The organism is Biomaibacter sp. TOL (assembly GCF_059717795.1).
Map to the genome: position 1 here is coordinate 1,550,184 of NZ_AP046092.1, position 24,859 is coordinate 1,575,042.

General features: G+C 46.8%; 18 protein-coding genes. 3 read left to right on the forward strand and 15 right to left on the reverse strand.

The annotated features are described in order from the left end of the window. Positions 1 to 115: 115 nt before the first annotated feature. The 12 genes from AC6I1H_RS07765 to AC6I1H_RS07820 all read right to left on the reverse strand — a co-directional run bounded on the left by AC6I1H_RS07765 (position 116) and on the right by AC6I1H_RS07820 (position 18,688). On the reverse strand, positions 116 to 3,091 hold the full coding sequence (locus tag AC6I1H_RS07765) for a S8 family serine peptidase (RefSeq protein ID WP_497740380.1): 2,976 nt from the start codon (positions 3,089 to 3,091) through the stop codon (positions 116 to 118). A 5-nt stretch (positions 3,092 to 3,096) separates the two neighbouring features. After that, complete coding sequence (locus AC6I1H_RS07770; RefSeq protein ID WP_497740381.1) at positions 3,097 to 3,999, reverse strand: S-layer homology domain-containing protein; 903 nt, start codon at positions 3,997 to 3,999, stop codon at positions 3,097 to 3,099. A 14-nt stretch (positions 4,000 to 4,013) separates the two neighbouring features. Continuing rightward, positions 4,014 to 6,113 carry an S-layer homology domain-containing protein gene (locus tag AC6I1H_RS07775; RefSeq protein ID WP_497740382.1) on the reverse strand — a complete coding sequence of 700 codons (2,100 nt, stop codon included), beginning with the start codon at positions 6,111 to 6,113 and terminating at the stop codon, positions 4,014 to 4,016. 119 nt (positions 6,114 to 6,232) lie between these two features. After that, positions 6,233 to 7,882 (reverse strand): S-layer homology domain-containing protein, encoded by a 1,650-nt coding sequence (locus AC6I1H_RS07780; RefSeq protein WP_497740383.1) that lies wholly within the window; start codon positions 7,880 to 7,882, stop codon positions 6,233 to 6,235. A gap of 147 nt (positions 7,883 to 8,029) precedes the next feature. After that, positions 8,030 to 8,641, reverse strand: a complete 612-nt coding sequence (locus AC6I1H_RS07785) for a TetR/AcrR family transcriptional regulator (RefSeq protein WP_497740384.1) — start codon at positions 8,639 to 8,641, stop codon at positions 8,030 to 8,032. 30 nt (positions 8,642 to 8,671) lie between these two features. Then, the gene (locus tag AC6I1H_RS07790) at positions 8,672 to 9,877 is read right to left on the reverse strand and encodes a TolC family protein (protein WP_497740385.1); all 1,206 of its coding nucleotides are present in this window, start codon (positions 9,875 to 9,877) and stop codon (positions 8,672 to 8,674) included. Between the two features lie 123 nt (positions 9,878 to 10,000). Continuing rightward, complete coding sequence (locus AC6I1H_RS07795) at positions 10,001 to 13,156, reverse strand: efflux RND transporter permease subunit (RefSeq protein ID WP_497740386.1); 3,156 nt, start codon at positions 13,154 to 13,156, stop codon at positions 10,001 to 10,003. Next, complete coding sequence (locus AC6I1H_RS07800) at positions 13,153 to 14,409, reverse strand: efflux RND transporter periplasmic adaptor subunit (RefSeq protein ID WP_497740387.1); 1,257 nt, start codon at positions 14,407 to 14,409, stop codon at positions 13,153 to 13,155. The genes AC6I1H_RS07795 and AC6I1H_RS07800 overlap by 4 nt, the downstream gene beginning before the upstream one ends. A 105-nt stretch (positions 14,410 to 14,514) precedes the next feature. Then, positions 14,515 to 15,807, reverse strand: a complete 1,293-nt coding sequence (locus tag AC6I1H_RS07805; RefSeq protein ID WP_497740388.1) for a VTT domain-containing protein — start codon at positions 15,805 to 15,807, stop codon at positions 14,515 to 14,517. Between the two features lie 69 nt (positions 15,808 to 15,876). Further along, positions 15,877 to 16,998, reverse strand: coding sequence for an ABC transporter ATP-binding protein (locus AC6I1H_RS07810; protein WP_497740389.1), 1,122 nt, complete (start codon positions 16,996 to 16,998; stop codon positions 15,877 to 15,879). Further along, a complete protein-coding gene (locus tag AC6I1H_RS07815; protein ID WP_497740390.1) occupies positions 16,985 to 17,692 on the reverse strand; it encodes an ABC transporter permease in 708 nt (235 codons plus the stop codon). Before AC6I1H_RS07815 ends, AC6I1H_RS07810 begins: the two co-directional genes overlap by 14 nt. Positions 17,693 to 17,722: 30 nt before the next feature. Then, a complete protein-coding gene (locus tag AC6I1H_RS07820; RefSeq protein WP_497740391.1) occupies positions 17,723 to 18,688 on the reverse strand; it encodes an ABC transporter substrate-binding protein in 966 nt (321 codons plus the stop codon). A 347-nt stretch (positions 18,689 to 19,035) separates the two neighbouring features. On the opposite strand from AC6I1H_RS07820, the gene AC6I1H_RS07825 reads away from it, so the two are divergent. From AC6I1H_RS07825 to AC6I1H_RS07835, 3 genes are all read left to right on the forward strand, one after another. Continuing rightward, the gene (locus AC6I1H_RS07825) at positions 19,036 to 20,451 is read left to right on the forward strand and encodes a glycosyltransferase family 2 protein (protein WP_497740392.1); all 1,416 of its coding nucleotides are present in this window, start codon (positions 19,036 to 19,038) and stop codon (positions 20,449 to 20,451) included. A gap of 232 nt (positions 20,452 to 20,683) precedes the next feature. After that, positions 20,684 to 21,151 (forward strand): hypothetical protein, encoded by a 468-nt coding sequence (locus tag AC6I1H_RS07830; RefSeq protein ID WP_497740393.1) that lies wholly within the window; start codon positions 20,684 to 20,686, stop codon positions 21,149 to 21,151. Between the two features lie 15 nt (positions 21,152 to 21,166). Next, positions 21,167 to 21,703 carry a phosphoribosyltransferase family protein gene (locus tag AC6I1H_RS07835; protein ID WP_497740394.1) on the forward strand — a complete coding sequence of 179 codons (537 nt, stop codon included), beginning with the start codon at positions 21,167 to 21,169 and terminating at the stop codon, positions 21,701 to 21,703. Positions 21,704 to 21,727: 24 nt separating this feature from the next. On the opposite strand, the gene spoIID is transcribed toward AC6I1H_RS07835, so the two are convergent. The 3 genes from spoIID to AC6I1H_RS07850 form a co-directional block, all read right to left on the reverse strand. Next, complete coding sequence (spoIID, locus tag AC6I1H_RS07840; protein ID WP_497740395.1) at positions 21,728 to 22,732, reverse strand: stage II sporulation protein D; 1,005 nt, start codon at positions 22,730 to 22,732, stop codon at positions 21,728 to 21,730. Positions 22,733 to 22,812: 80 nt separating this feature from the next. Then, the gene (gene murA, locus AC6I1H_RS07845) at positions 22,813 to 24,063 is read right to left on the reverse strand and encodes a UDP-N-acetylglucosamine 1-carboxyvinyltransferase (RefSeq protein WP_497740396.1); all 1,251 of its coding nucleotides are present in this window, start codon (positions 24,061 to 24,063) and stop codon (positions 22,813 to 22,815) included. Between the two features lie 22 nt (positions 24,064 to 24,085). Continuing rightward, positions 24,086 to 24,832 (reverse strand): YwmB family TATA-box binding protein, encoded by a 747-nt coding sequence (locus AC6I1H_RS07850; protein ID WP_497740397.1) that lies wholly within the window; start codon positions 24,830 to 24,832, stop codon positions 24,086 to 24,088. Positions 24,833 to 24,859 lie beyond the last annotated feature (27 nt).

Consider the following 24,859-nt stretch of genomic DNA (forward strand, 5'->3'; position numbering starts at 1 on the left):
CTAACAATAATTGAAAAAATATATATACGACTAGCATCCAATTCCAACAATATTATATAATTCTATGCAAATATAAATTTTCCTTCTCTCAAATTTAATTTATTAAATTTTTTAATTAATATGTAACATGATTATAATATTTTTCGTCGTATATCTCTATAGATTTTATTTTAACATTATCCGGTATATGGGCGCTTCCTCCTATTGCCGGATACGCTATTCCGTTTACCACAACGGTGGCATCTACAGGCCTGAGGGTGTCTTTTTCCCGGACGGTAATGTTCCCCTCGGGCAGCGCCTGCACAAGAAGCTCACTTTCTTGCACGCAAAGTCTCACCGGAATCCGGGACAACTCGTTTCCGTTTTCATCTTTTACTGCAATGAAACCTGTAAAATTCGTTCCACCCTCGGGAACATTTATATTGAGCTTCACCTTCCATGACGACCCCGGCTGATGTTCTGCAACAGGATCATGGACGACAATATCACCGCCGTCTGTAAGAATCTGCCTTTTGATATTGAATGCAGCGCTGCCGCCGGGAACGGAAAAACCGTCAACATACACCACATATTCTCCCGGGGCGGGACCTGCCATTTCAATTTTCTCATCGGATACGTCCACTCTGGCCGAAGACGCAATTTCTTCGTACTTTCCGGTGCTGTCATTTTTCCGGTACAGGTAAAGATCCACATCTCCTATGAATTCTCCGGCGGGTCTTACTTCGACTTTCAGACTCATGGCATTTTCAGGCACCGTAAAAGACGGCCCCGGAACCAGTTCTCCCTGATTTACGATTATAGGTTCCGACACAATGTCCTGATTTTCTTCCGCCAGGCCGAATCCCACCGCATGCCCCCGAAATGTCCTGCCAACATTTTTCAACAATATTTCCCGGGAAATCCGCATCTGCCCCTTGTTTGCGTATAAACTCACATTCCCGCTGTCGACAAAAGTCCCCGAAACCGCTGCCGTCAAATTATAGGATGTCCTGTCCGTTCCAAAATCCGACAGGTTGTAATCCGAAACCACAACAACTTCCCATATCCCCGGAGCTGGGTCTTTTATCTTATATGAAATCCTGTCCCGTGAAGACAGATAATCCGAGCCGGCGTAATCTTCAAACACTTTTTGCCCGTCAGGGGCATAAATATATAACAGGCCACGTCCCATGGCATTATTTTTTTCTTTTGTTATATTGAGATCGAATCTCAATACCGATATGCCCGGCACGGTTTTAAAAAAGTAACGGTACCACCTGGCCGGTAGCAGTGAGTTTTTGAAGCTCATCGAACCGGAACCGCTCAGGTCGTAAGGCACAACCGCGGTCGTGATAAAACTTGCTTCGGGATCTTTCCCTTTTGACGAGTATGCCGCTGTCTCTGCGATGTAAAGTCCGGGTTGTTCGGGAAAATCATATGAAATCGTCACCCTGCGGGGTTTGCCTCTTGGAAGAATCACATAATCCTTATCTTTTCCCACCCATTTCTGATCCTGTTCCAGTTTCAATTTCAATACAGAACCGGACAGGTTTGTCAAAAGTATATTAATTTTGCCCTTCAGTGCGTTTCGTAAAAAAATGCCGCCTTTATACCCCGGGCTTTCGGGTATTTTTATTTCCACACGCCGGGCGGTCGATTCTTTCGAACCGTTATTTTTCAACATATTCCATGTCTTAATTACGTCTATGAGGCCGTTCCCCTGTTCTATCGTAAGGTAGCCGTCCAGCTTTCTTGCCCCCTGCTCCAGAGCCTTTTTTAAAGCCGCAGGCGAAACAGTGATTCCTTCCTTTTTCGCTTCTTGAAAAAGCAGCGCCGCACAGCCCGATACGAATGGAGCGGCCATGCTGGTGCCATCCATTAAAAAATATCCCCCGCTGTCCCATGTGGCCACTGTGGAAACGACGCTGGAGGGAGCCACCACCGAAGGCGCAGAGGAGCCTCCCGAAGCCGGACCCATGCCGGAAAAATACCACAGGGTCTCGCCAGGAACACGGGCGTTGTAGTTTATATCCCACAGGGCTGGAGACATATAGGCCCCAACCGTTATTACGCTCTCGCTGTCTCCCGCATCGGCCGCCGTGGAAAGGCCCGGGCCGGTATTCCCCGCCGCCATTACCACCAGCGCCTTCCCATCAAGGGATATTTTTTTAAAAAGCCTGGACTGGGCTATTTGCTCTTCACTGGAAGACGAAATATTTCCTATGCTTATGTTTATTATGTTGGCTCCGTGTTTTTTTGCATATTCTACTCCGCCTGCAATGCTGTCCCAGTTTCCGTCACCCGAGGACCCAAGGGCTTTTATTGCCATTATCTGCACTCCAGGCGCGGTGCCCACGAGATTCCCCCAGGCGCCTATAATTCCCGCCACATGGGTACCGTGTCCGTTTCCGTCAAAGCTCAGTCTTACCATATCTCCTGTCGGGCTTATTTCGGAAACCACAAAAGACGATTCTTCAACATATTCCGTGCCGGGGTTGTCTTTGCCGAAATACGCCCATTGAAATCCCGTGTTGTATGCCTTCAACGGTTTTTCATCGCTGAAATCGTCGTTTAAGTTGGTATCTACATAAACCGTATCGTAAATCCCCGGCAGGATCTGGTCCGCCACCAGCACACCGAATACGTCCCGGTTGTCGCCATCCCTGTTCAAGTCCTGATTAATATATCCCTTCTCGTCCAACTGGCTTTCCTTAAGAAATCCGAAATGAAGTACGCCACTCTTTGATTGTATCCCTTTTGCGGCAAATTTTTTGCCCTCCAGCAAAATGGCGCCGTCCCCGGCAGAGGCTGAAAATTTCGTTTCTACAAGGCCTTCATCCGTAAAATCTGCATAATCCACTATTTTTACCTTCCCATCGGGTGTGTTTCGAAGATCCGGATGACTTACATCAATGCCAGTGTCTATAACCGCCACCTTTATTCCGCGGCCGTCTGCCCCCGTGTTTTTCTTGAAAATATCCGCCCTGATAACTGCCAAGGCTTCCTTCATCCCGGCATTTATGTCATAATCCGCATTTTCAAGGGCCAGTGCCGGTGCGAACATGAAAAATATTAAAATTGTCATTATAGATATTCCGGTTATTTTCACCATGCTGATCATTCCCCGGTATATTTAATAAATTCAACTTTTGCGCCATTCAGTATTATATAAACCATCCTGCCGTTTAAATTGTTTATATTTACTTTTTCCCGTCCCTTATACGCCACCGCATCCGGAGACAATTGAAAGCCCACTGTGACGCCATCTATTGTCAAATTAATTTCTCCAGGTTTTCCATCGGTCACCGTGAGAAGGCCGTGGTAGTCGTAGATATATCCGTTCTGAGCCGCCACAGCGGCCAGAACCTTCGCAGCTTCCGCCCTGGAAGCCGGCCGGAGGGGCTCGAACAACCCCTCCGGCGTGCCGCTGATTATGCCTTTTTCCACAGCCCGGGCCACATAGGGTACAGCCCATGAGGGAATATTTGTCCAGTCGCCGAATTTTTCAAGCGTCTGCCGGTTTTTTTCCGAGTCGCTCTCTACAGCGACGCGGAAAGCCCTGAGGAGCATTGTCAAAACCTCGGCCCTGTTTATGCTCCTGTCGGGATAGAAGCGTGACCCTTCGCCCTTCGCTATGCCCAGCTCCCATGCCTCTTTTACAAAACCCGCCGCCCAGTGCCTGTCGATGTCGGAAAACACGGCGGAATAATTTTTTATTTCTTCGGCATCATCCCCATAGCCCAGTGCGACCACTAGCATCTTTGCAAATTCCGCCCTTGTGACGGGCTTTCCGGGGAAAAAGTTTGTTCCGTCGCCGTTTACTATGCCTTTTGCCAGGAGCATGGAGATCTCCATTTCTGCAAAATTGCCCTCAGTATCAGAAAACCCTAGGGCAAAAACATGTTCAAAACTTAGAGCAAAGATAATAATCAATGTCAGCATGAATGCCAGCAGGGACGGGTTTGTCTGCCCGCCCGATGCCAGTACTGGTTGTTTATTTGAGGCTCTTGTGGTCTTCATGGCTTATCCTCTTCTCAGTCGGAAACCGTCAAATCAATAATGGTTTCTGCAAAAAATAGCCCGCTGTCATATTTTCCTGTGGCGATTATTTGGTCGCCCTCATTTATCTTGTTTATGGTAATTTTATTGGAACCTCTCATGAATACTGTATCGTCGGTATAGTGGATTTCCTTTGAGGTTTTGGTACCGTCCGAATCTTTTACGCTTATTACTATTACTTCCGCATCCTTGTGAATATTCTGCACCGTCCCCTGAATCGTTATCAGGTTTTCGCGGGCGGTAACATCTATGCTTAAGGCATCGTCGCCTTCCACTTCCATATCCAGATAATACCCCGCCCGCAGGTCGTACACGGTTATTTCCTTGTTGTCTTTCAGAATTTCGGTGTCCGAGGTGATGTTATAGGTGTAGGTGTCGCCGTCTTCATCGATTATTGTGACCTGTGGCGTATCCGAGATGGTAATGGCTTTTACCGTGCCGCTGACATCCTTTTTCACGCTCTTTGCCCTGATATCAACAATGACGTTGTACTCCAGGGTGAGGTCTACCGCATCGCCTTTTTTGATATCCCCGATTTTTGCAGATTTGCTGTTTCTTTTTATATATACATCCTCATCCACTTCATAGTCCGCATCATTTCCATCTTCATCCTCCACCGTGATCACCGGGTTTTTACCGGAAAAACTTATGGCTTTGACGGTTCCGCTTACATATTTTGTCTCGCTCTCGGCCTCTATCTTTATAACCTTACTTCCGGCTATGGTGATTGTAGCCATATCGTCGGGCGCAAGGTCCGAAAGGCCGGCGCTCTTCCCGTCTTTTTTGATGCTGACGCCGCTGGCAACGGTATATGCTTCGTTTTTGCCCGTATCGTCATTTTTTATTACCAGAATACTATTTGTCGAAGCCGGGACGGTTTTCAGTATTCCTTTCACCTTTTTCTCCACATTTTGAGCTTCAATCCGGGTTACGTCGGTACCCGTCACATAGACTTTTACAGGCTGCCCGACCGCAAGGTCGCTCAATAAAGCCGATTTTCCGTCAACATAAACTTTAACGCTGCTTTTTACGGTCAGCACCATATCCGTCCCGCCGGTCTTTTCCATCGTTAAAATGCTTCGGGCCGTATCAATATCTTTTATAGTTCCTTCGACGGCGCTCCCGTCGGTTGTGGTGGCAGTGCCCGAAAATACCTCTATATATGACGCCCGGCTCGTTGCTGCGGTATCAGTGATGATCCCGACGCTGTCGCCCACCTTTATTCCGCTGAGCGATATCTTTGTCAGAGAACCCTGATCATTTTCCCTATAAATGGATGTGGAATTGTTGACATTGTACGTCACAAAATTTCCGTTTGAAAGTTTGATCGTAATTGAAGGCAAAAAAATCGAATCCACATCCTGCACAATGCCTGTAATCATGTTTTTGTTGCCTAATTTTTTCGAAAGATTGCTGAGGATCGCAGCAGCCTGAGCCCTTGTGAGTTTATCATTCGGTTTGAAACTGTACTTGCCGCCGGCTTCCGGAAACCCCTTAACAATACCATTTTCCAAAGCCAATTGAACGTAAGCCCTGGCCTCCAACGGAATGTCGGATAAATCGGTAAATGTCAGATCCACGTTTTTCATGTTCTTGGCTTCTTCTTCAAGGCCCAGAGCCCTCACCGCAAAAATGGCCACCTCATATCTTTTTGCGTTTTCCTCGGCTCTGAAATCCGTCAGGTCGCTTCCAGAAATGATCCCTTTCTCAACAGCTACCGCCACATAACCCCTGGCCCATGCGGGCACGCTGGATGCGTTGGGAAAATCTGCCGGAAGACTCCTGGCTTTGGCCTCTTCCTCAAGACCCATGAGTCTTATAATCATGGTAACAATCTCGTCGCGCTTGACACTGTTATCCGGTGCAAATTTGGTTCCGCCGGTATCCACGCCTTTTACTATGTCATTGAGGTACATTTTCTCTATGTACGGTCTTGCCCAATCGTATTTCGAGGCTGTGATATCCTTGAAATTCAAATTCGCCGCAAAGGCCTGGATAAAGCTCGTCACTGCTAAGGCCGCCGCAATAAGTGCTGCCAGAAATGCCTTTTTTGATAAAACTTCCGGTTTTTTCATGGGTTTCCCTCCGCTCATCATAAATTCTATTTTCTATATTCTACATATACAGGATTTATCCTTCTTTTTTTTGCAAAAAAGGGCGGTATTTCCGCCCTTTTCCTAAATTTATATTAAATTTATTCGGCTTTTATCTCTATAACTTTGCCGTTCTTTATCCTCAGTTCAACTTTCATGCCCGCCTTTATATCCGAAAGCCCATCTATATCGTCCAGGTTTACATCGCTCGCCAGGACAAATGTATATACTCCGTCTTCATTTTCAACTGTTATCTCCCATTGAGACCTGAGCGTTAAAGATACCACGTTGCCTTCCAATCTGCCATTCTTGATTTCTTCCGTTTCCCTGTTCTGGTCCCTGATCCTATCCCGGAAACTGTAAACTTCGATTTCTAAAGCTTCCCCATCCTGGGCTTTTATCTTCGCAAAGTCTCCCGTTTCTATGTCTGAAAGTTCTCCGGTTTTACCGTCTACCGTGATTTTTGTATCGTCATCCACCTTGAATGTCACCACACTGGCTGTCCTGACAGGGTAAAAGTCTTCTACATCTATGAGGTCTCCACTCATGTATATCGAGGCTCCGACTTTCAATGTGCCCGCTACAACTATAGTTTTCCCCACATAATCTTCCAGGCCGTCGGTATCCCCTGTAAGTACAAAAGTGCCATAACCGGTGGAAAGCTCATAATGCCATCCCTCCAAATCGCTCGTTTTCAGGACGCCCACAAATCCCTTATCAGCATCGTTGACGTAGGTAAACAGCGATACTGTCCCGTTGTCTTCATCCACATCCGTAACAAGTCCTCTGGCGCTCACTGTGACCGGCTCAGCGTCCTCTTCAAGCACTTGAATGAACACCACGTCTCCATCGGAATTTATAACCAGTTCCACTCTGTCTCCTACATTCAGGTCTTCCAGCTCTCTATATTTTTCATCAATGTAAACAGGCACATTTTCTATTATGTCATAGGTCTTTTCTCCATAGCTGTTTGTTATGGTTATGGTCAGCTCTTCCGTATCCACATCTTTTACTATGCCTACCAGAAGGTTTTCATCTTTCGGTTCCAGTGTACCGTCGAGCCTGCTTGCCAGCACCGCCATTTCCGCCCGGCTGATGGGTTCCTGCGGCTTGAACAACCCTCTGTCGTCACCCTTCATCAGCCCCAAATCTGTTATCACATATACATATCCCACGGCATCTTTTGGAACTGCATTGGCATCTTTGAAGGGCAGCTTATCATTCATATGTTCCTGCGCTTCATCTTCCTTGCCCAGGGCCCTTACCACCAGCCTTGCCACTTCATATCGCTTGGCTGCTGCATTAGGATTGAAACCTTTCAATTCGTCGGGTTCTACCAGGCCCTTTTCAACGGCCAGGGCAATATAATAATAACCTTTTGACCATTTGACATTGAGATTCTTTACTGATTTCGGAAGGTTTTTCACATTGTCGACTTCCTGCTCCCAGCCCATAATCCTGAGGGCAATCACAACGGCCTCCAGATTGGTAACATTGTTCTTTGGCTTAAAAAAGTCTCCGGGATATCCGGTGAAAATCCCTTTTGCATACATTTTTTCAATGGCCATCCTGGCCCAATTCAGGGTTTCGTCTACATCTGAAAAACCTGTTTTCCATCGGGCTTTGCCCTGCGAAAAAACGTTTAAGTTTTTACCCTCGGCCCCTTTGGCAAAGGCGGCCGGTACCGCCATTGTCAGAACCACCAGCACTACTAACAGCACGGTGATAATTTTTGCGGTCAACCTTTTCATACTCACCCTCCTATTTTTCCATTTTTCTTTTCCCCCGGGTTCCGGAACCGGATTTGATTTTCACTATATAATATCGTAAAACAATATGGAAAATATGAGGTTATCTGGAAGATGTAACAGTATTGTAATATTGCTGTAATATCCCTGTCACATATTTAACGCTATCCCGTGGAATAAAATGTCCAGGGCTTTTTCTTTAATTTTTTCCAGAGAAAGCTCGGCATCTTCATTATCATTAAAAACGCTCTCTGCAAAAAATATTCTCCATGAAGTCAGAAACATCACCGCCGCCAGGTGTACGTCGATCTGCCGCAGCATCCCTTCGTCTATGCCCTGCTGTAAAATGTCTTCCACCAGCCTGATCATTTTTTTCTGCCCCTGTATAATCCACATGTGAAGGTCGCGGCTGATGTATGTAAAGTCGTGAAACATGAGGTTTGTCAGTTTTTTTGCATGTATGGCTAATTTCATGTGGGCGTCCATCATGTTTTCAAGTTTCTGCTTGAAATTCTCGCCATGTTCAGTGCTTTGCTTTATGGAGTCAAAGTACCATGTCATGCATTGCTTTACCATGCCGCAGAAAAGTTCTTTCTTCCCCGGAAAATATTCGTATATGGTTCCTTTTCCGATACCCGCCTTCCGGGCTATCTCTTCCATTTTCGCCTGATGGAAACCCTTTTTTATGAACACTTCAAAGGCGGCCCGGATAATTTCCTCGTAACGTTCTGCCTTTCTCTCACTTATGTTTTCGGGTTGCATTGACTCTGTTCTCATCTCCCGCGTATAAATTTACTGAGCACTCCTGTAACCGGAGGCATTCGACGTCACCGGAATGTAAACCACGTTTTCGAGTTTTATCTTTGCAAGATTGTAATTATAAACGGCTTGATTCATTTGAAGTTCTATCCGCTTGAGCATTTCCTCCGCCTGGGATACATCCACTCTCACTGCTGTACCAGCCTCATAGCTTAAGATTGCAAGCCTCAAGCTTTCTTTCGCCGTCTCAACGGATTTTTCCAGTGCGGGTATATTTGATTGAGCTTCTGCAAGATCCAGCAAAATCCCTCTCACTTCCGCCTCCACATCTTTTTTCTTGTTTTCTAGGTTCATCTTTGCATCCTGCAGGGCATACTCTTTTTCTTTATATTTAAAAGTATTGGAAGGATATACGCTGCTCGTCATGTCGAAATCCAACTGGGCAATGTCAAGCTTTCCCTGTGCCTCTATAATATCCATCCGTTTTTGTAGCGCTTCTTCTATCAGTTTTTCCGGTTCCGCAACATTTTCAATCGGCCTGTAATCGAAGGTATCGGTCAGTTCTATTTCTTTCGCAAAATCTATATTCAACAACTTTTTAAGATTGATGTAAGCCTTTTGCCTCTCCGACTCGGCCACGGCCACCGCAGCCTGGGCGCTGGCCACCTGTACCTGAGCGTCCATCAGGTCTCTTTTTGCAATCACACCGGCTTTTAGTTTGGCTTCCGCAATCTTCAACATTTCCTGCTGCCTTTCCAGAGCTTCCCTGCATATTTTAAGATTGTCTTCCGCTGCCAGGGCTCCGTAATATGCCGCTTCCACTCCGTACCGGATGTTCCTTAAGGTTGCGTCGACGCCCAGTTCAGCCATTTTGAGGCCGAATTCGGCATTCTTTTTGCCCAGCTCGATCTGGTATTTATATTCAAAATCCGACGGGCTGAGTTTGTATGGATTTGAATATGATGAATTATTTTCTTCTTCGTCTTTTTCCTCTTCTTTGCCTTTTTTATCCTGATACTTTATCTCCTGCTGAGCCAGCTGTGCCTTCTCCACCGCCAGCTTTGACAGAGCTACCTGGGGGTTGCTTTCTTCCGCCATCTTCAGGGCGTCGGCAAGGGAAAGCTTGACTATATCCTGCCCTTCGGCTTTGCCATCCGCTTGAAAAGCCGCAAAACCGCCTGTCAGAACCGTTGATACAAGTAAAAATACTAAAACCGTCTTTTTCCATTTGTGTAACATTTTTATCCCCCTCATCATATTTTTGTAACTGTACATCGCCTGTATCGGATGGAGCACGTTTTCCTCGACGAGTTGCTGGTGCTGCATATCATGCTGCGTCCGGAGCGGCGAGGCGAAGCAGGATTACCTTTCACTTGTTGAAATCAGTTTTCGCCTTTTCCTGATCCTTATTCTCCTCCATATGCTTCCAATATCTTCCATTATTGTATATATCACGGGAATGACCACCAGTGTCAACAATGTAGAAAAGGTGAGTCCTCCTATAACGGCTGTGGCCATGGGTGCGCGAAGCTCTCCTCCTTCTCCCAGGCCCAGCGCCAGCGGAACAAGGCCCAGAACTGTCGTCAGGGTGGTCATGAGAATAGGCCTCAGCCGGGTTGGGCCGGCTTTTATTATAGCCTCTTCGCGGCTCATACCTCTATGCCGCAATTGATTTATGAAATCCACCAGCACTATGGCGTTATTCACCACAATGCCTGCCAGCATGATTATGCCGATAAAGGCAGGCATGTTTATGTGCCTTCCGGTCGCAAGCAGAGCAAAAACCACTCCTATTATGGCCAGAGGTACGGTGAACATTATGACAAAGGGTTGGGAAAGCGATTCAAACTGAGCGGCCATCACCATGTAAACCAGTATCACAGCCAGTATCAATGCGAGAAAGAGGTCCCTGAAGGATTCCATCATTTGTTCCTGCTCTCCGCCCATTTTATAGCTGTAACCTTCAGGCAGGCTGACGGTCGAAAGCTTTTTCTGAATCTCGCTGTTTACGGTTCCTGCAGCCCTGCCCACCACATCTCCCGTTACGGTAACGACCCTGGTCTGATCGTCCCTGTCTATTTCCACAGGCCCGATACCCTTTTCCACCCTGGCTACATCGCCAAGGGTTATCATGGCTCCCGAAGCACTCTGTATTAAAAGATTTCTTATCTTTCCGATATCGTCAACAAGGTCCTCCCGGGCTTTTATTACCACATTTATTTCATCGCCGCCCACTTTGTACTTGGTAGCGGTGCTACCGGCCACTGCGGAGTTCACCGCCTGGGCAATCTGACTTGTGGAAAGGCCGTATAGCGCCGCTTTGTCCCGGTCTACTTTAATATCAAGCTCCGGTTTCCCGCGCTCCAGGCTGCTCTCTACCTCCCGGGTCCCGGGTACGGATTTCACGATTTCCACAATACGGTCGCTGATTTTTTTCAATTCGTCGAAATCATCCCCTTTGATGGAAATGGAGATCGGTTTCAGGGTGCCGCCTCCTCCAAAATCCATGCTGCTCATTACATTGACCTTTACTTCCGCCCCGGGCATATTTTTGGTAATGTTTCTTATTTCCTCGGCCACATCCTGAGCGCCTCGCTTTCTCTCCGAAAGAGGCTTCAGCACTACCGCTATGCTCGCGATATTGTGGCTGGTATTTCCCATAAACGAAGAAGACGAACCCACATTGGCCAGCACTCCCTCTATCTCTTTTATCCCTTTGAGTTTGTTTTCCATTTGTGAAACAAAACTATCCGTCTCCTCAAGGTTGGTGCCGTCGGGCATTGTTATTGAAACCGTAATCATTCCCGTATCGGACTGTGGCATAAACTCCGTTCCGACAAAGGGAATAAGCGCGACGCTCAGTATAAACAGACTCCCCGCCAGTATGACTATGAGTTTTCTGTGAAAAAGAGACCATTTTAGCAGTCTGCCATATGCCATTTCAGTCTTTTCATAATATCTTGAAAACACATCCAGCGGAGCTTTTAAAAACCTGATAAACACATTTTTCGAAGCATATCCGGCCGATATGTCTTCAGCGGTTCCGGTTACATGTATCAGTCTTGATGAAAACAGCGGCACTACCGTCAGAGCCACCGCCAGGGATGACAGCAGTGAAAAGGTTACCGTCAGCGCCATCTCCTTGAAAAACTGGGCCGTTATTCCCTGGACAAATACGATGGGCAGAAAAACCGCAACAGTCGTCAGGGTAGATGCGGTTACCGCCATGCCCACCTCATTGGCGCCGGAAATAGCGGCCGCTATGGCCTCTTCGCCTTCCTGGCGGTGTCTGAATATGTTCTCCAGCACCACTATGGAGTTGTCCACCAGCATCCCCACCCCGAGAGCCAGGCCTCCCAGCGACATCATATTGAGAGTAAGGTGGTTAAAATAGATCAGCACAAAGGTGGCTATGATGGAAATCGGGATGGAAATCCCAATTATTACGGTGGTTCTAATATTCCTCAAAAACAGATAAAGCACCAGCACAGCAAGCAGTGCGCCTGTTATGGCGTTGTTTGTGACGTTGCCTATGGACTTTTCGATGTATTCAGCCTGGTCCAGCACCGGCACATATCCTATACCTTCCGGCACTACTTTTTTAATCCTTTCCATTTCCGCCTTCACGTTTCTTGCCACCTGCACAGTGTTGTAACCGGACTGTTTTCGTATCATCAGTGTAATGCTGGGTTTGCCGTTGTACCTGGCTATGGTGGAAACTTCTTTATGCGTGTCTTTTATCTCCGCCAGGTTTTTCAACGGTATGCTCCCGCCCCGGGGCAGGGGTATCGGGACGTTTTCAATCTCGGATACATCTTTAAATTGAGCGGTGGTCCTTATAAGATAGTCTTTTTTGCCTTGAGACACGGTGCCGCCGGGAAGATTCATGTTTTCAGCCTGCAATTTGGCTGCTATCTGCGACATGGAAAGCCCGTAATAGGCCAGCTTATCCGGGTCGACAATGATGTCTATCTCCCTTTCCAGACCGCCTATAACGCTTACCTCAGCTACGCCTTCCAATCTCAAAAGCCTGTTTTTTATGACATCGTCGGCAATATTTTTCAACTGGACAATATCGTTTCCTCCATATAAAGCGAGCTGCATTACCGGCATCATAGATGGATCAAATTTTATGACCATGGGCGATTTTGCCCCTTCCGGAAGAAAAGACTTTATCAAATCCACCTGTTCCCTCATGTCGAGAGCCGCCATGTCCATATTGGTGCCCCAGTTAAATTCGACAAATACGGTTGAATTGCCTTCATTGCTGAATGATTGGATATTTTTAACATTGTTTATGGTGGACAGTGCCTCTTCTATAGGCTGCGTTATCATGGTTTCGATTTCACTGGGCGATGCGCCTTCATACTGAGTTATAACCACAGCGCCGGGATATACAAAATTCGGAAAAAGATCTATGCCCAGCCTGGTGAAGGAAATAAAGCCCAGCACCATTATGATAGCAATAATCATCAGCATAGTGACGGGTCTTTTTATGGAAAAACTGGCCAGGTTCATTTCACATCACCCCGGCTTTCGACGGAAACTTTCACACCGTCCTGCAGCAGTTCCTGACCTTCCACAACTATTTGTTGCCCGGCGGAAATCCCTCTGGTTATCACTATTTTCCCCATGGACGCCGCGCCAGTTTCCACCTTATGGGCTTTCGCTCTGCCGTCTTCGACGGTGTAAACGAGTTTTGTCCCGTCATAAGCCACTACCGCATCTTCCGGCACTGTTACGACCTTTTGATGAAAACCCACTATAAGTTTTACTCTTGCAAACATGCCCGATTTTAGTACTCCGCCCTCGTTAGGCACCTGCACTTTAACAGGATAAACTAAAGTCACGGGGTTTTTAAATGGACTTATGCTGACAATTTTACCTTTTGCCGCTTGAACATTTGCTGAGTCAACGGTGACATCCGCCTCCTGACCGTTCTTCAGTGCGCTTATCCTGTCTTCGGTCACATTTATTTCAATCTCGACATTTTTCAAATCTCCTACAGTCGCAACCTGCATGCCGGCGCTTATCGTTTGACCCGCCTTTACGCTGATAAAACCCACCGTCCCATCGATAGGGGAAGTAATAAGAGTATTGTCAAGGACCGTCTGCGCAGCCGCCAGTGCCGCCTTTGCCTGGCTTACCTGAGCTTCGGCGGTGGATATGCTTTCGGGACCGGTTTTTTCCTTTGTAAGAGTAAGCTGAGTTTTTGCGGATTCGAATTGCTCTTTTGCTACTTTGTATTGAAGCTCCACGCTGTCAAACTGCTGCTTGGATACCGCCCCTTGCTCCATCAGGCTCTTCATGCGGTTGTAGTTTGCTTCGGCGTTCTTAAAATTAGCTTGAGCCTGGTTGAACGCCGATTCCAGCTGTGCAATCTGCTGCGGAAGCTGGCCGTTTTTCAGGCTTTCGAGCTGCGCCAGCGCCGCATCGTATCCGGCCTTTGCCTGATTTACCTGGGAAAGCACGTCTTTTTGCTCGAGTTTTATCAACACCTGACCTTTTTTTACTTCTTCCCCTTCCCGTACCAGTATATGCTCCACCTTTCCGCTCATTTTCGCAAAGATGCCCACTTCTCCCGCAGCCTGCACTTCGCCGGGAAAGGATTGATATTCCGCCAGGTCCTCTATCTGCGAAAATGCCGTTTTGACCGGCACGATTTTCTCCGGCTCGGAGGTCGCTGCCGGTTTATTGCCGCATCCGGCGGCCATCGAAATTAAAATCAGGACCAGCAGTATGTAACAAGTTTTGCGAATATTTGCATGCATGTGTCATCCCCCTTAAAAATTATCTATACAATCCGACCGACCGGTCGGTTCTGAAATATTATATAAATTTTCAACTATGCTGTCAACACCATAATCGGAAATTTATTATTTACCCGAATAATATTCCATAACTTCGCTGGTGACTATGCAGCTTGCCAGCCACACCATACCTATTAGGAATCCTGCCAGGATGTCTGTGGGATAACTCATCCCCAGATATATGCGGCTTGCACCCATAACGGCTGTTGATATGAGCCAGACAATTGCCGCCGCGATTTTATACCGCCCTATTGTTCTTCTTGTGACGGCAAAAGCCAGAAACCCCAGGAAAGCTGTGAAAAGCAGCGCAGTCCCGCTGGGGAAACCGTAAGCCATAAAATCCATAGCATGTGCCACTGGAGACAGCCTGGGCCTCTGGAACAAAGATTTCAATCCCCACTGGATTATAATGCTTCCGGCAAAAGATATAAACGTGAAGGCAGACAGCCTTGCATTTTTACATAAATATCCCACCAGAGTCATGCCTACTGCCAGCAGCATCAAAAGCACCAGCGGCTGCTGTATAATATTCACTGCGTTCATTATACTGTCTATAACAGGGTTTTTTATCGATCTGAAAAATTCAATGATCCCCCAATCCAGCCATCCCAACTCTTTTTCCAGCATTTCTTCAGCAAGCTTAGCGAACATCATCCCAAATATGCATGCAGTTATAATCCCTCCGATGATGTAAATCCCAAACTCGCCATACTTTGCAATGTATTTTTCCGCAGCTTTTTTTACAAAACCATATCCCGGCACTCTGTTCGATGAAACCCGCACCGATATTTTGGTCTTTTTTGCAGCGACGTACAAAATGAGCACCACCGCCAACAACAGGAACGAACCAGGCCCCAGCAGTTTGTTCAAATAAGCTACCGCATTTTCCCCCAATGCCATTATTACAACACTCTCAAGAAAAAACCTGGCGCTTCTGCTCAATAGCGCCGCAATGAAAAAGGTGGCAATATTCATCCGGAAAACTCCGGATGCAATGGTGAAAACCTTGTAGGGAATGGGGGTAAATCCCGCCACCGCCACGGCCCATCCGCCATAGCGGGCAAACATGTCTTCTATTTTATAAATGTTTTCCTTCCTCACAAACCGGGAAAGCAGCGGCCTGCCGGCCCTGATGCCGATAAAATACCCGAACATACCTCCTAGCGTGGATGCTATTGACGTTATGCCCGCATAATAAAGCCCGCCGGCCGGATACATCACGGTCAGAGGAATCAACACTATGTCGGGCGGTATGGGGAAAAAGGAGGCTTCCGCAAAGGAAAGAACAAAAAGCCCTATAGCACCGTTCTGCAAAAAAAAGTCTTTCATTCCCGCTAAAAATTCTATGAATCCATTCATTTGCCGTCACCACTTTTAATTTTTGTACTCACATTATGTTTATACGCAAAAAATAAAAAAATGTTTATTTTATTTAATTATTGTAGGGGAATCGGCAGAAAAAGATATAACGATATTGTCGCCGACTTTAAATTCATTCAAAAATCGAGCGGGAAGAGAGATTTTCACATCTATCCCGCATTCCGCCGTGATTTTGATAATATCTCCAAAAGCAAAAACGGACTTCACCACGCCCTTCCACAAGTTGTGTCCTGCTGAGCTGTTCGGTGTAAGGTCCGTATCATAGTAAACACTTTTTGAATTCCACGGCAGGCAATTTATCTTCTCTCCCCGTACTGCTATTTTTATCAAATCACCCTTATGGAACTTAACTTCGTTTCCTGATGCCGCCACTTTATCCACTACAATTTTCAGACCGTTTACTTCTGCTAATAATTTTTTCGGCTGTTCCTCAAGGATTCTTGCAGACCATATGTTTTCAATGCCGACAAACTGCGCAAGCCTTTCGCTTGCCGGGTGTTCAAGTATCCGCCGGGGAGGAGCCTGCTGTATCGGTTTTCCGTCAAAAAGGGCCATGGTGCTGTCCGCCAGAAAGGCTACTTCCTTGAAGTCATGGCTTACAAAAAAGGTAGTGACGCCTGTGGAATGAAGCACATCAGAAAGCTCCAGCAGCAGAGCCTCCCGGGTGGGGGCGTCCAGATTGGCAAAGGGCTCATCCAGAAAAAGGACCTCAGGCTCCAAGGTAAAAGCCCTGGCAAGGCTTACGCGTCGGGCTTCCCCGCCGGAGAGAGCCCGGGTCCAGCGGTCCGAAAGATGCACCACCTTGAATCTTTCCAGCCAGAAACCCGCCCTTCGCCTGGCCGAAGCGGCATCCACCCCTCGTATCCTGAGGCCCATTGCAACATTTTCCTCCACTGTGGCATCCAGCAGGAGCGGCTCCTGGAATACCACCGCCATGCGGCGGCGGATTTTTATTCTGTCCCGAGGCATAACCTTTTTGCCTCTGAAATTCACACTCCCATCATCAGGATTCTGCAAAAGCGCCATGACCCTCAGAAGAGTGCTTTTGCCCGATCCGTTGGGGCCTATCACCGAAAAAACCTTGCCTTCTTCCAGGCCTATCCTTTTCACCTCGAGGATACAGCTTTTTCCAGCCCTTACAGATATATCCTGCCCCTCAATAATATACATTCCTGTACCTCCGCTGCTGTATAAAGGTCAACCACAGTGTGGCGACATAAGCCAGGAGCATCAATATAAAGCTTAAAGCCAGAGCTATATCAAAATGCCCCTTGCTGGTTTCCAGCACTATGGCGGTAGTTAGAACCCGGGTGTAGTTCTGGATATTGCCGCCCACCATCATGGATGCTCCCACCTCCGATATGGACCCGCCAAATCCCGCCATAACAGCCGCCATCAGTGAATAGCGCGCTTCTTTCAGCATCAAAAAGAGCATCTGCAGGGGTGTAGCTCCGAGTGCCATGATCTGCCACCGGAGCTTCCTGTCTATTTGCTGGAGAGCTGCCGTAGAAAGCGCCAGAATGATAGGCGTAGATATTACCGTCTGGGCGATTACTATGGCAGTGGGCGTATACATTATTTTGAGCATCCCAAAGGGTCCGCTCCTCCATAGCATGAGGCTCACCCATAGCCCTACCACCGTCGGCGGCAAACCCATGCCCAAGTTAGCGAGGCTTATGATGAATCTTTTACCCGGAAAATCCCTGAGAGTCAAAAGAAATGCCAGAGGTAGGGCTATGGCAATGCTGATCAGGGTGGCGGTTCCAGTAACCTTCAGTGTAAACCATGTAATGCCGAGAACTTCCCGGTCCAGTGAAAAAAGTAAAATAAACCCTTTTTTCAATCCCTCAATAACGGTAACCAATAGAATCCCCCGCAGTCAATATAGGTTTCCCTACTTTCCCAGTGCACTTTCATCCTTTCCCGCATCCGGGAAAAACAACGGCTGCCCAAACCTGTCCTTTCCAAACTCTCCGATAACCTTCTGCGTCTCCGGGTCAACCATAAAATCCACAAAAGCTTTTGCCCCCTCCACATTTATCATCCTGGCGGCATTGGGATTATTCTTCCTGACATATTCAGGATTCGTCTGCATAACATGATATATATTGAGAAGAGAAGGATCTCCTTCTTTCAGTATTTCAAGCTGCAGCTTGTCCTTTTTTGCAAGATAGGTGGCCCTGTCGGCGAGGGTATATGCCGCCTTTTCCGAAGCCACATCCAAAGTTGCGCCCATTCCCTGTCCTGTGGACTGATACCATTTGCCCTCGGGTTTTTCAAGCCCCGCCTTTTTCCATATTTCCAGTTCTTTTTTATTTGTGCCGGAATCGTCGCCTCTCGAGATGAATACGGCCTGTTTTTCAGCAATGGCTCGAAAGGCTTCCACCGAATCCTTAGCATTTTTTATGCCGGCAGGATCGCTTGCGGGCCCCACTATGATGAAATCATTGTGCATTACCAGTTGCCGGTTGATGGCGGCGCCTTTGTCCACAAGTTCCATCTCCGACTTGGGAGCATGTACCAACATCACATCCGCATCACCTTTTTCCCCCATAGCCAGCGCCTGGCCGGTCCCGACTGCAATGGGTTTGACCTGATAGCCGGTCTTCTTTTCAAATAATGGTATCAACACGTCCAGCAGGCCGCTGTCTTGTGTGCTGGTGGTTGTGGAAAGGATGAGTTCCCTGTTTTCGGGGGCAGACGTCCGGGAAGCGGGCTGACTTTCCGCCGTATTGTTTTTCGATGTGTCTTTTGTTCCCGACGTCTCAGTTTTGGCCCCTCCGCACCCCGATAAAACAATGCCCAGAATCATTATAGAAATAACGGCAACCAGAAACCATGTTTTCTTAAAAGACTTCATAAAAAAATATACCCCCTTTTGTTTGAAAATCCGATATGCATATCCAGACATAATGATATTATTCTACTTTTTTTGTTTTTTTCCTGCCTGTTATCTTTCTTACCCTCAAAAAATATATACTCTTCCCGAAACGTATTAAAAATTATATCAGTTTTTTGATTTATTGAGCAACCCGAAGGAAGAAAATATATTTTCGAGAGATAATATAAATAGTCCTCATAGGTTTGCATGGTTTGTGAAATTTATGGCTAAGCTGGATTTTTAGCCCTTTTTTTGGTATTTATTTTCAATTGTTTTAAGTATATAATATATAATTGTGTTATTTTTGTATTTTTGGGGGGAATATCATGGAGCTCGGGCAGCTCATTTATTTATGTATTGTCGCCTTATACATATTCTTTTTTCTGCTTTTCTTAAGATACTTTGCATGGAAATATTATTCTAACAAACACTACTGGTCCAAAAGAAAGGTGATTTCGCCCTCTGAGCTTGAGGAACTTGCAAGAGAAAAAGGCAGAAAGTTACCGGTTTTTTCCATTCTTGTGCCTGCCCGGGAGGAGGCAGACGTAATCGGAAAGACCATAGAACACCTGGCACAATTAAACTACCCCAAAAACCTGTTTGAAATAATTGTCATAACCGATGAAAAAGAGCTTTCCTCCGGCAAAAACCATACCACTCAGCAGGTGGTGGAAGATAAAATCCGGGAATTTGCAGCCAGAGGAAATTGCCCCGTATTGAAACATGTCATGGTACCATATGATTTTGACGGTAATTTTCAGGGAAAATGCATTGGAAAAACGGTGCCTTCCACAAAAGGCCGCGCCTTGAATTACGGACTATCGTTTATTGATGCAGCGGCGGACATATGCGGATTCTACGACGCCGAAAGCCATCCGGAACTTGACGTCCTTTTATACATAGCCTGTGATTGGATACAATCGGAAAAACGCAGCCGCATCTGGCAGGGACCGGTTTTTCAGGTCAGAAACTTCTTTTACCTGAGCCCCATAACCAAGATTGCCTCCCTATACCAGGCGCTATCCCATGAATGGTATATGCCTGTCCTCATGAAAATGCTTCCTTTTGTGGGTGGGACAAATTTATTTATAGAATCAAAACTTCTAACGAAAATTAAAGGGTTTGACTGCAAAGCCCTGACAGAAGATTTAGAGATAGGCGTCAGGGCTTATCTGGCCGAAGGTGCCTGGCCCGACTACTTTCCCTACATAAGCACCGAGCAAACTCCCGAAACCTACAGGGCTTTCTTTCGGCAGCGCCTGCGCTGGGCCGCCGGTCACATTCAGGTCATCGAAAAATTTAAAAACACTCCGGAATATGCCGGTCCGAAAAAAACAAGACTCATTAAGACCCTTCTTTTAAAAGGCGAAGTGGAGTGGACTTTATACCAACTGGCGGTGCTGGTGCCCTTGGCGGTAATATGGTTTTCCTATAAAGGCATGATCGACCCTTCGGTATTGCCCGAGGGTTTCCGGGTTTTCCTTAAATCCCTCATCTTTATTTATTTCGGGTTCACTTATTACCTTTATATCGTAAAATATTATCAATTCATGGTAAAGCGCAGCCTCGCAAGCACTCTATTCGCCCTTATATCACTTTTGGTCCTGCCGGCAGCGGGATTCCTCCTGCCCCTGCCCTATACTGGAGCGCTGGTCTTAAGGGCTTTAAACAGTCAGCCCCAGGCATGGGTAAAAACTCCCAGAACTAGGGAAATAGCGGAAGTCAGCATTAAAAAGGCATAACCCCGGCGATCCGGGGTTTTTTACCGCAAACCAACGTTCTCCATGCAACGCCTCACTTCTTCCAGGGTGGGCATGGCGGGTATTCCCCCTCTTTTTGTGGTACATAATCCCCCTGTGGCATTCTTTTTTACTATTGCGAATATAAAACTCCTGTAGGAATATGGCATAAAATGTCGTATATTAATAACATATGCATATAAAAATATTCGTATTATGAAATGGAGCGTGGCGTATGGACATCAAAGATTTAATGGCAGCCATCGGTGTTATTATCAACGGTTTGCCACAGGGAATTTTGGCTTTATCATCCGGTTTTGCTTCTCTCCCCACAGCACTGGCTTTTGTTATAGGCGCAGTGGGCGCCTGTGTTTTCGGCCTGGTTTCCCCCATATCCTTTCAGGCAGAGACAATTACCCTGGCGGGAACCATGGGATCCAGCCTTCGGGGAAGGCTTTCTATGATTTTTTTCGGCGGCGCCATCATGACGATAATCTCTTTATTCGGAATGAACCAGTTAATAATCAATTCCATTGGTCCGGTCATTACCAACGGAATGATGGCAGGAGTCGGGATAATGCTTTCATGGGTGGCTATCAATATGGTCAAGAAAAACAATACGGTGGGGCTTACATCCATTGCTTCAGCATTTATGCGGTTGATTCTTTTAAAGCTATGCGGCATGCTGCCGCAACCGTTATGAAAAGGAGGCTTTGAATTGGAAAAATACGTTCTTGAAATACTGGGCGTAAAGCGGGAGCTCCCAATCATCGAAGTGGCTCCCGGCTTGAAAATAGCGTCCTTTGTCATTCTGGGGGATACGGAATTGGTTTCCCTCGCCGCTCAGGAGATTGTGCGGCGCCTTCCTCCAATCGATATGGTGGTATCGGCCGAAGCCAAAGGCATCCCTCTTGTTCATGAGATTTCAAGGCTCCTCGGGAAAAATTACATTGTGGCTCGAAAGAGCATCAAGCCGTACATGGCTTCACCGATCACCGATGAGGTTGTTTCAATAACAACTCAGAAAAAACAGCTTCTTGTTTTAAACGGAGAAGATGCTGAAAAAATTAATGGAAAGAGGATAGCGCTGATCGACGACGTGATAAGTACCGGTTCGTCTATCGCTGCTCTGGAACGTCTTGTAACCAAAGCCGGCGGCCATGTGGTGGCAAAAGCCGCCATTCTGGCAGAAGGAGATGCGGCCTCTCGGAAAGATTTGATTTTCCTTGGAGTACTTCCTTTGTTTAAAAACTGAGGAATTAACCAAACAGATCGGCCTTTAAAAAACTTTTTTGATTTCCACTCCCGTATAATAATGTTTTAATATGTCGACATATGTAGCACCGTTTTTGGCCATGGCGTTGGCTCCGTACTGGCTCATGCCAACCCCGTGGCCGAAGCCGATGCTGGTGAATTTGATACTTTTGCCTGTCCTTTCCCATCTAAGATCGGTGGAATTGAGGTCGAACAATTGCCGGAATTCGGTGCCCTTTATAACTTTGTTCCCCAGCTGCATAATTTTTATCCTCCCTCCGGCGCTCGTCTCCAGCACCTTCCACTGCCTTTCCGGATTTTTAGAATCTATGATAATATCCGGCCATTTCTGCTTCAGCTTATTTACTATCTCGTCGACGGTAATTTGCTTTATTTCAAGAAACTTTGGAGATGTTTCTTCTCCGGGGCTGGTGACGCTGCGAAGATAGGGAATATACTTTTCCCAAACGTCTTCGGAATTTTCGGTCTTTCCATTGCTGGTGGAAAAAAACAGCGGATCTATTGGTTTTCCATCGTACAACAGCACCATACCCGCTGTGGAGCTTACCGCCTGGTTTATTTTGCTGTAATAATGATAATAAGAAAAAATCCCCCATTTTTTCAACATCTCGCCTTTTGTTATCCATGCCTGACAATGAGTGGGATCATCACATACATCTGCTTCCGGGTGAAGGCTGCAGCCGCCGCCTCCGGCCTGCTTCCACCTCATATACACATATGTCCTGGCGGCCACAGCCTGGGCCTTTATGGCCTCCATATTGAAACCAGCGGGCATTTCTGCGGCCACCACTCCTTTTACATATTCTTCAAGGGGGATGCGCTCAATTTTCTTTGCCGAACTTATGTAAAGAGCGACGGTATTTTCCCGCTGACCCGTCCCGGTCTCGGGCTTCGTCTGCCCACCGGAATTTTGCGGCAACAAGGTTCCGCATCTTCTGACTGTGAGGCCCGGGACTACTATGACAACAAAAAATATAAAAAAAATTAGCAATAGCTCCGCCCGTTTCATCATATCCCTCCAGTTTTACCTAAAAATACTCTTTACTATTCTATTAGCCAAACCAAAGGGATATGATACTGCCTGCACTATTAATCACACTTCTTTATTTTCGCTCCCAGTGAAGACAGCTTACCCACTATGTCAACGTAACCCCTTTCCACATGGTGCGCGTTCATGACAGTGGTGGTGCCTTCAGCCGCAAGCCCCGCCAGAATGAGGGCCGCGCCCGCCCGAAGGTCGGTGGCTTTAACGGGAGCTCCTGACAGCTTTTCCACACCCTCCACTACTGCGCTTCGGCCTTCAATCTTGATCCGGGCGCCCATGCGCTTGAGCTCCTCCACATGCATGAAACGGTTTTCAAACACCGTTTCGATTATCATGCTGGTTCCCTTTGCCAAGCTCAGGAAAGCCATGATCTGAGCCTGCATGTCCGTCGGAAAACCCGGATATGGCAGCGTCTTTACATCCGACGGAAGCGGCCTTCCGTCCCCTATGACTCTCAATCCGTCGGGCTCTTCTATAATCCGGGCTCCGCATTCAACCAGTTTTGCAATGACCGGCTTCAGGTGCTCGGATACCACATTCTCGAGGAGTATGTCGCCCCCCGTAATAGCTCCGGCCACCAGAAAAGTCCCCGCTTCAATGCGGTCCGGAATAACCGTATAGGATATCCCCTTAAGCCGGTTTACACCTTCTATTTTGATTAAATCGGTTCCCGCGCCGCGAATATGCGCTCCCATGGAATTTAAAAAGTTTGCCAGATCGATTATTTCGGGCTCTTTTGCGGCGTTTTCCACTATGGTCTGTCCTTCCGCCAGTGCGGCGGCCATCATGATGTTTTCCGTAGCCCCGACGCTGGGAAAATCCAGGTATATGGTAGCGCCCTTGAGTTTTTCACATCGGGCTTCCACAAAACCGTGGCCCAGTTCGATCTCCGCTCCGAGAGAAGCAAATCCCTTGAGGTGCAGGTCAATGGGTCTGGAACCGATGGCGCATCCGCCGGGCATGGATATGCGGGCTTTCCCTTTCCGTGCCAGCAGTGGCCCCATCACCAAAAAAGAAGCCCTCATCTTCCTGACAAGGTCGTAAGGGGCCTCATAAGAATTTATATGTGCCGCATTTATTTTGATGGAATTTGCATCGCACGTTATCTTCGCTCCCAGAGAAAGGAGCACCTCTTTCATAACCCTTACATCTTCAAGTTCCGGTGCGTCTTCTATAACACACTCCGCTTCAGTCAAAAGAGAAGCAGCTATCACAGGCAGCACGGCATTTTTCGCGCTGCTTATCTTGACGGTGCCCGAAAGCTTTCTGCCGCCTTCTACAATAAACCCCGACAACGCCTTTCCCTCCGCAAGTTTTTTAATATTCCACTGAAATAACCGGCGTTCCTATCCATATATAAGTTCTGTCATCTTCAGAGTTATACCTCATTGCTATGTTTACATTATAGCTTTTGTCCAGGATGGTTATGCTGTCCGAAAGTTCAGGGGAATAACCCAGCACGCTTACAGCATAATCATCCCTCATTTTCTCGAGATTTTCAATTTTCAAATCCTGGGCAAATTTCTCCAGGATTCTGTCCTGCTCCGCTTCATTAAGTTTACCATCAAAAGTCCCCGTTATACAAGTGGTAATTCTTGACTGTCCCCCGCTGGAAATAACGGCATTTTTGACTTTTGACTGGAGTTCTTCCAATTTCGCAATGTCCCTTGAAGTCACTGTCACAACCAGATAAGTCTGAGGTTCCTCCTCATATTCTTCCGGCAAATGCACCGATTGCAGTATAATCTGGAGAAAAATATCGGAATCGAGCCATCCCTCCGTATTTAATATTCGGTACATCTCGTCAGATTCCTTCGTAGTTTCAAAATTTTGTTCTTTCGTGTCAAAAAGTTTTATCATACTTGCCTTTATTTCTTCCAAATCTCTAAAATTCAAAGACTCCCGGGTTATTACAGACCAGTCCGTTATGTCGTATATTTCCATGCTCGCCCCCGATGATAAAAATGCTCGTTTCAGCGGATCTTTCTCCTCATAACTCCAGGTTACGCCCGGCAGAAACATTACCAGAATAATTCCTACAACCATTATTTTGAAAAATTTCACGCTTCATCCCCCCACAATATATTCTTT

What these genes read in the sequence shown, in the direction of transcription:
- AC6I1H_RS07795 (WP_497740386.1), bottom strand. Translation starts at nt 13,156, where the DNA reads ATGAACCTGGCCAGTTTTTCCATAAAAAGACCCGTCACTATGCTGATG.
- AC6I1H_RS07790 (WP_497740385.1), bottom strand. Translation starts at nt 9,877, where the DNA reads ATGTTACACAAATGGAAAAAGACGGTTTTAGTATTTTTACTTGTATCA.
- AC6I1H_RS07820 (WP_497740391.1), bottom strand. Translation starts at nt 18,688, where the DNA reads ATGAAGTCTTTTAAGAAAACATGGTTTCTGGTTGCCGTTATTTCTATA.
- AC6I1H_RS07785 (WP_497740384.1), bottom strand. Translation starts at nt 8,641, where the DNA reads ATGCAACCCGAAAACATAAGTGAGAGAAAGGCAGAACGTTACGAGGAA.
- AC6I1H_RS07805 (WP_497740388.1), bottom strand. Translation starts at nt 15,807, where the DNA reads ATGAATGGATTCATAGAATTTTTAGCGGGAATGAAAGACTTTTTTTTG.
- AC6I1H_RS07830 (WP_497740393.1), top strand. Translation starts at nt 20,684, where the DNA reads ATGGACATCAAAGATTTAATGGCAGCCATCGGTGTTATTATCAACGGT.
- AC6I1H_RS07810 (WP_497740389.1), bottom strand. Translation starts at nt 16,998, where the DNA reads ATGTATATTATTGAGGGGCAGGATATATCTGTAAGGGCTGGAAAAAGC.
- AC6I1H_RS07825 (WP_497740392.1), top strand. Translation starts at nt 19,036, where the DNA reads ATGGAGCTCGGGCAGCTCATTTATTTATGTATTGTCGCCTTATACATA.
- AC6I1H_RS07765 (WP_497740380.1), bottom strand. Translation starts at nt 3,091, where the DNA reads ATGGTGAAAATAACCGGAATATCTATAATGACAATTTTAATATTTTTC.
- AC6I1H_RS07775 (WP_497740382.1), bottom strand. Translation starts at nt 6,113, where the DNA reads ATGAAAAAACCGGAAGTTTTATCAAAAAAGGCATTTCTGGCAGCACTT.
- spoIID (WP_497740395.1), bottom strand. Translation starts at nt 22,732, where the DNA reads ATGAAACGGGCGGAGCTATTGCTAATTTTTTTTATATTTTTTGTTGTC.
- AC6I1H_RS07800 (WP_497740387.1), bottom strand. Translation starts at nt 14,409, where the DNA reads ATGCATGCAAATATTCGCAAAACTTGTTACATACTGCTGGTCCTGATT.
- AC6I1H_RS07780 (WP_497740383.1), bottom strand. Translation starts at nt 7,882, where the DNA reads ATGAAAAGGTTGACCGCAAAAATTATCACCGTGCTGTTAGTAGTGCTG.
- AC6I1H_RS07770 (WP_497740381.1), bottom strand. Translation starts at nt 3,999, where the DNA reads ATGAAGACCACAAGAGCCTCAAATAAACAACCAGTACTGGCATCGGGC.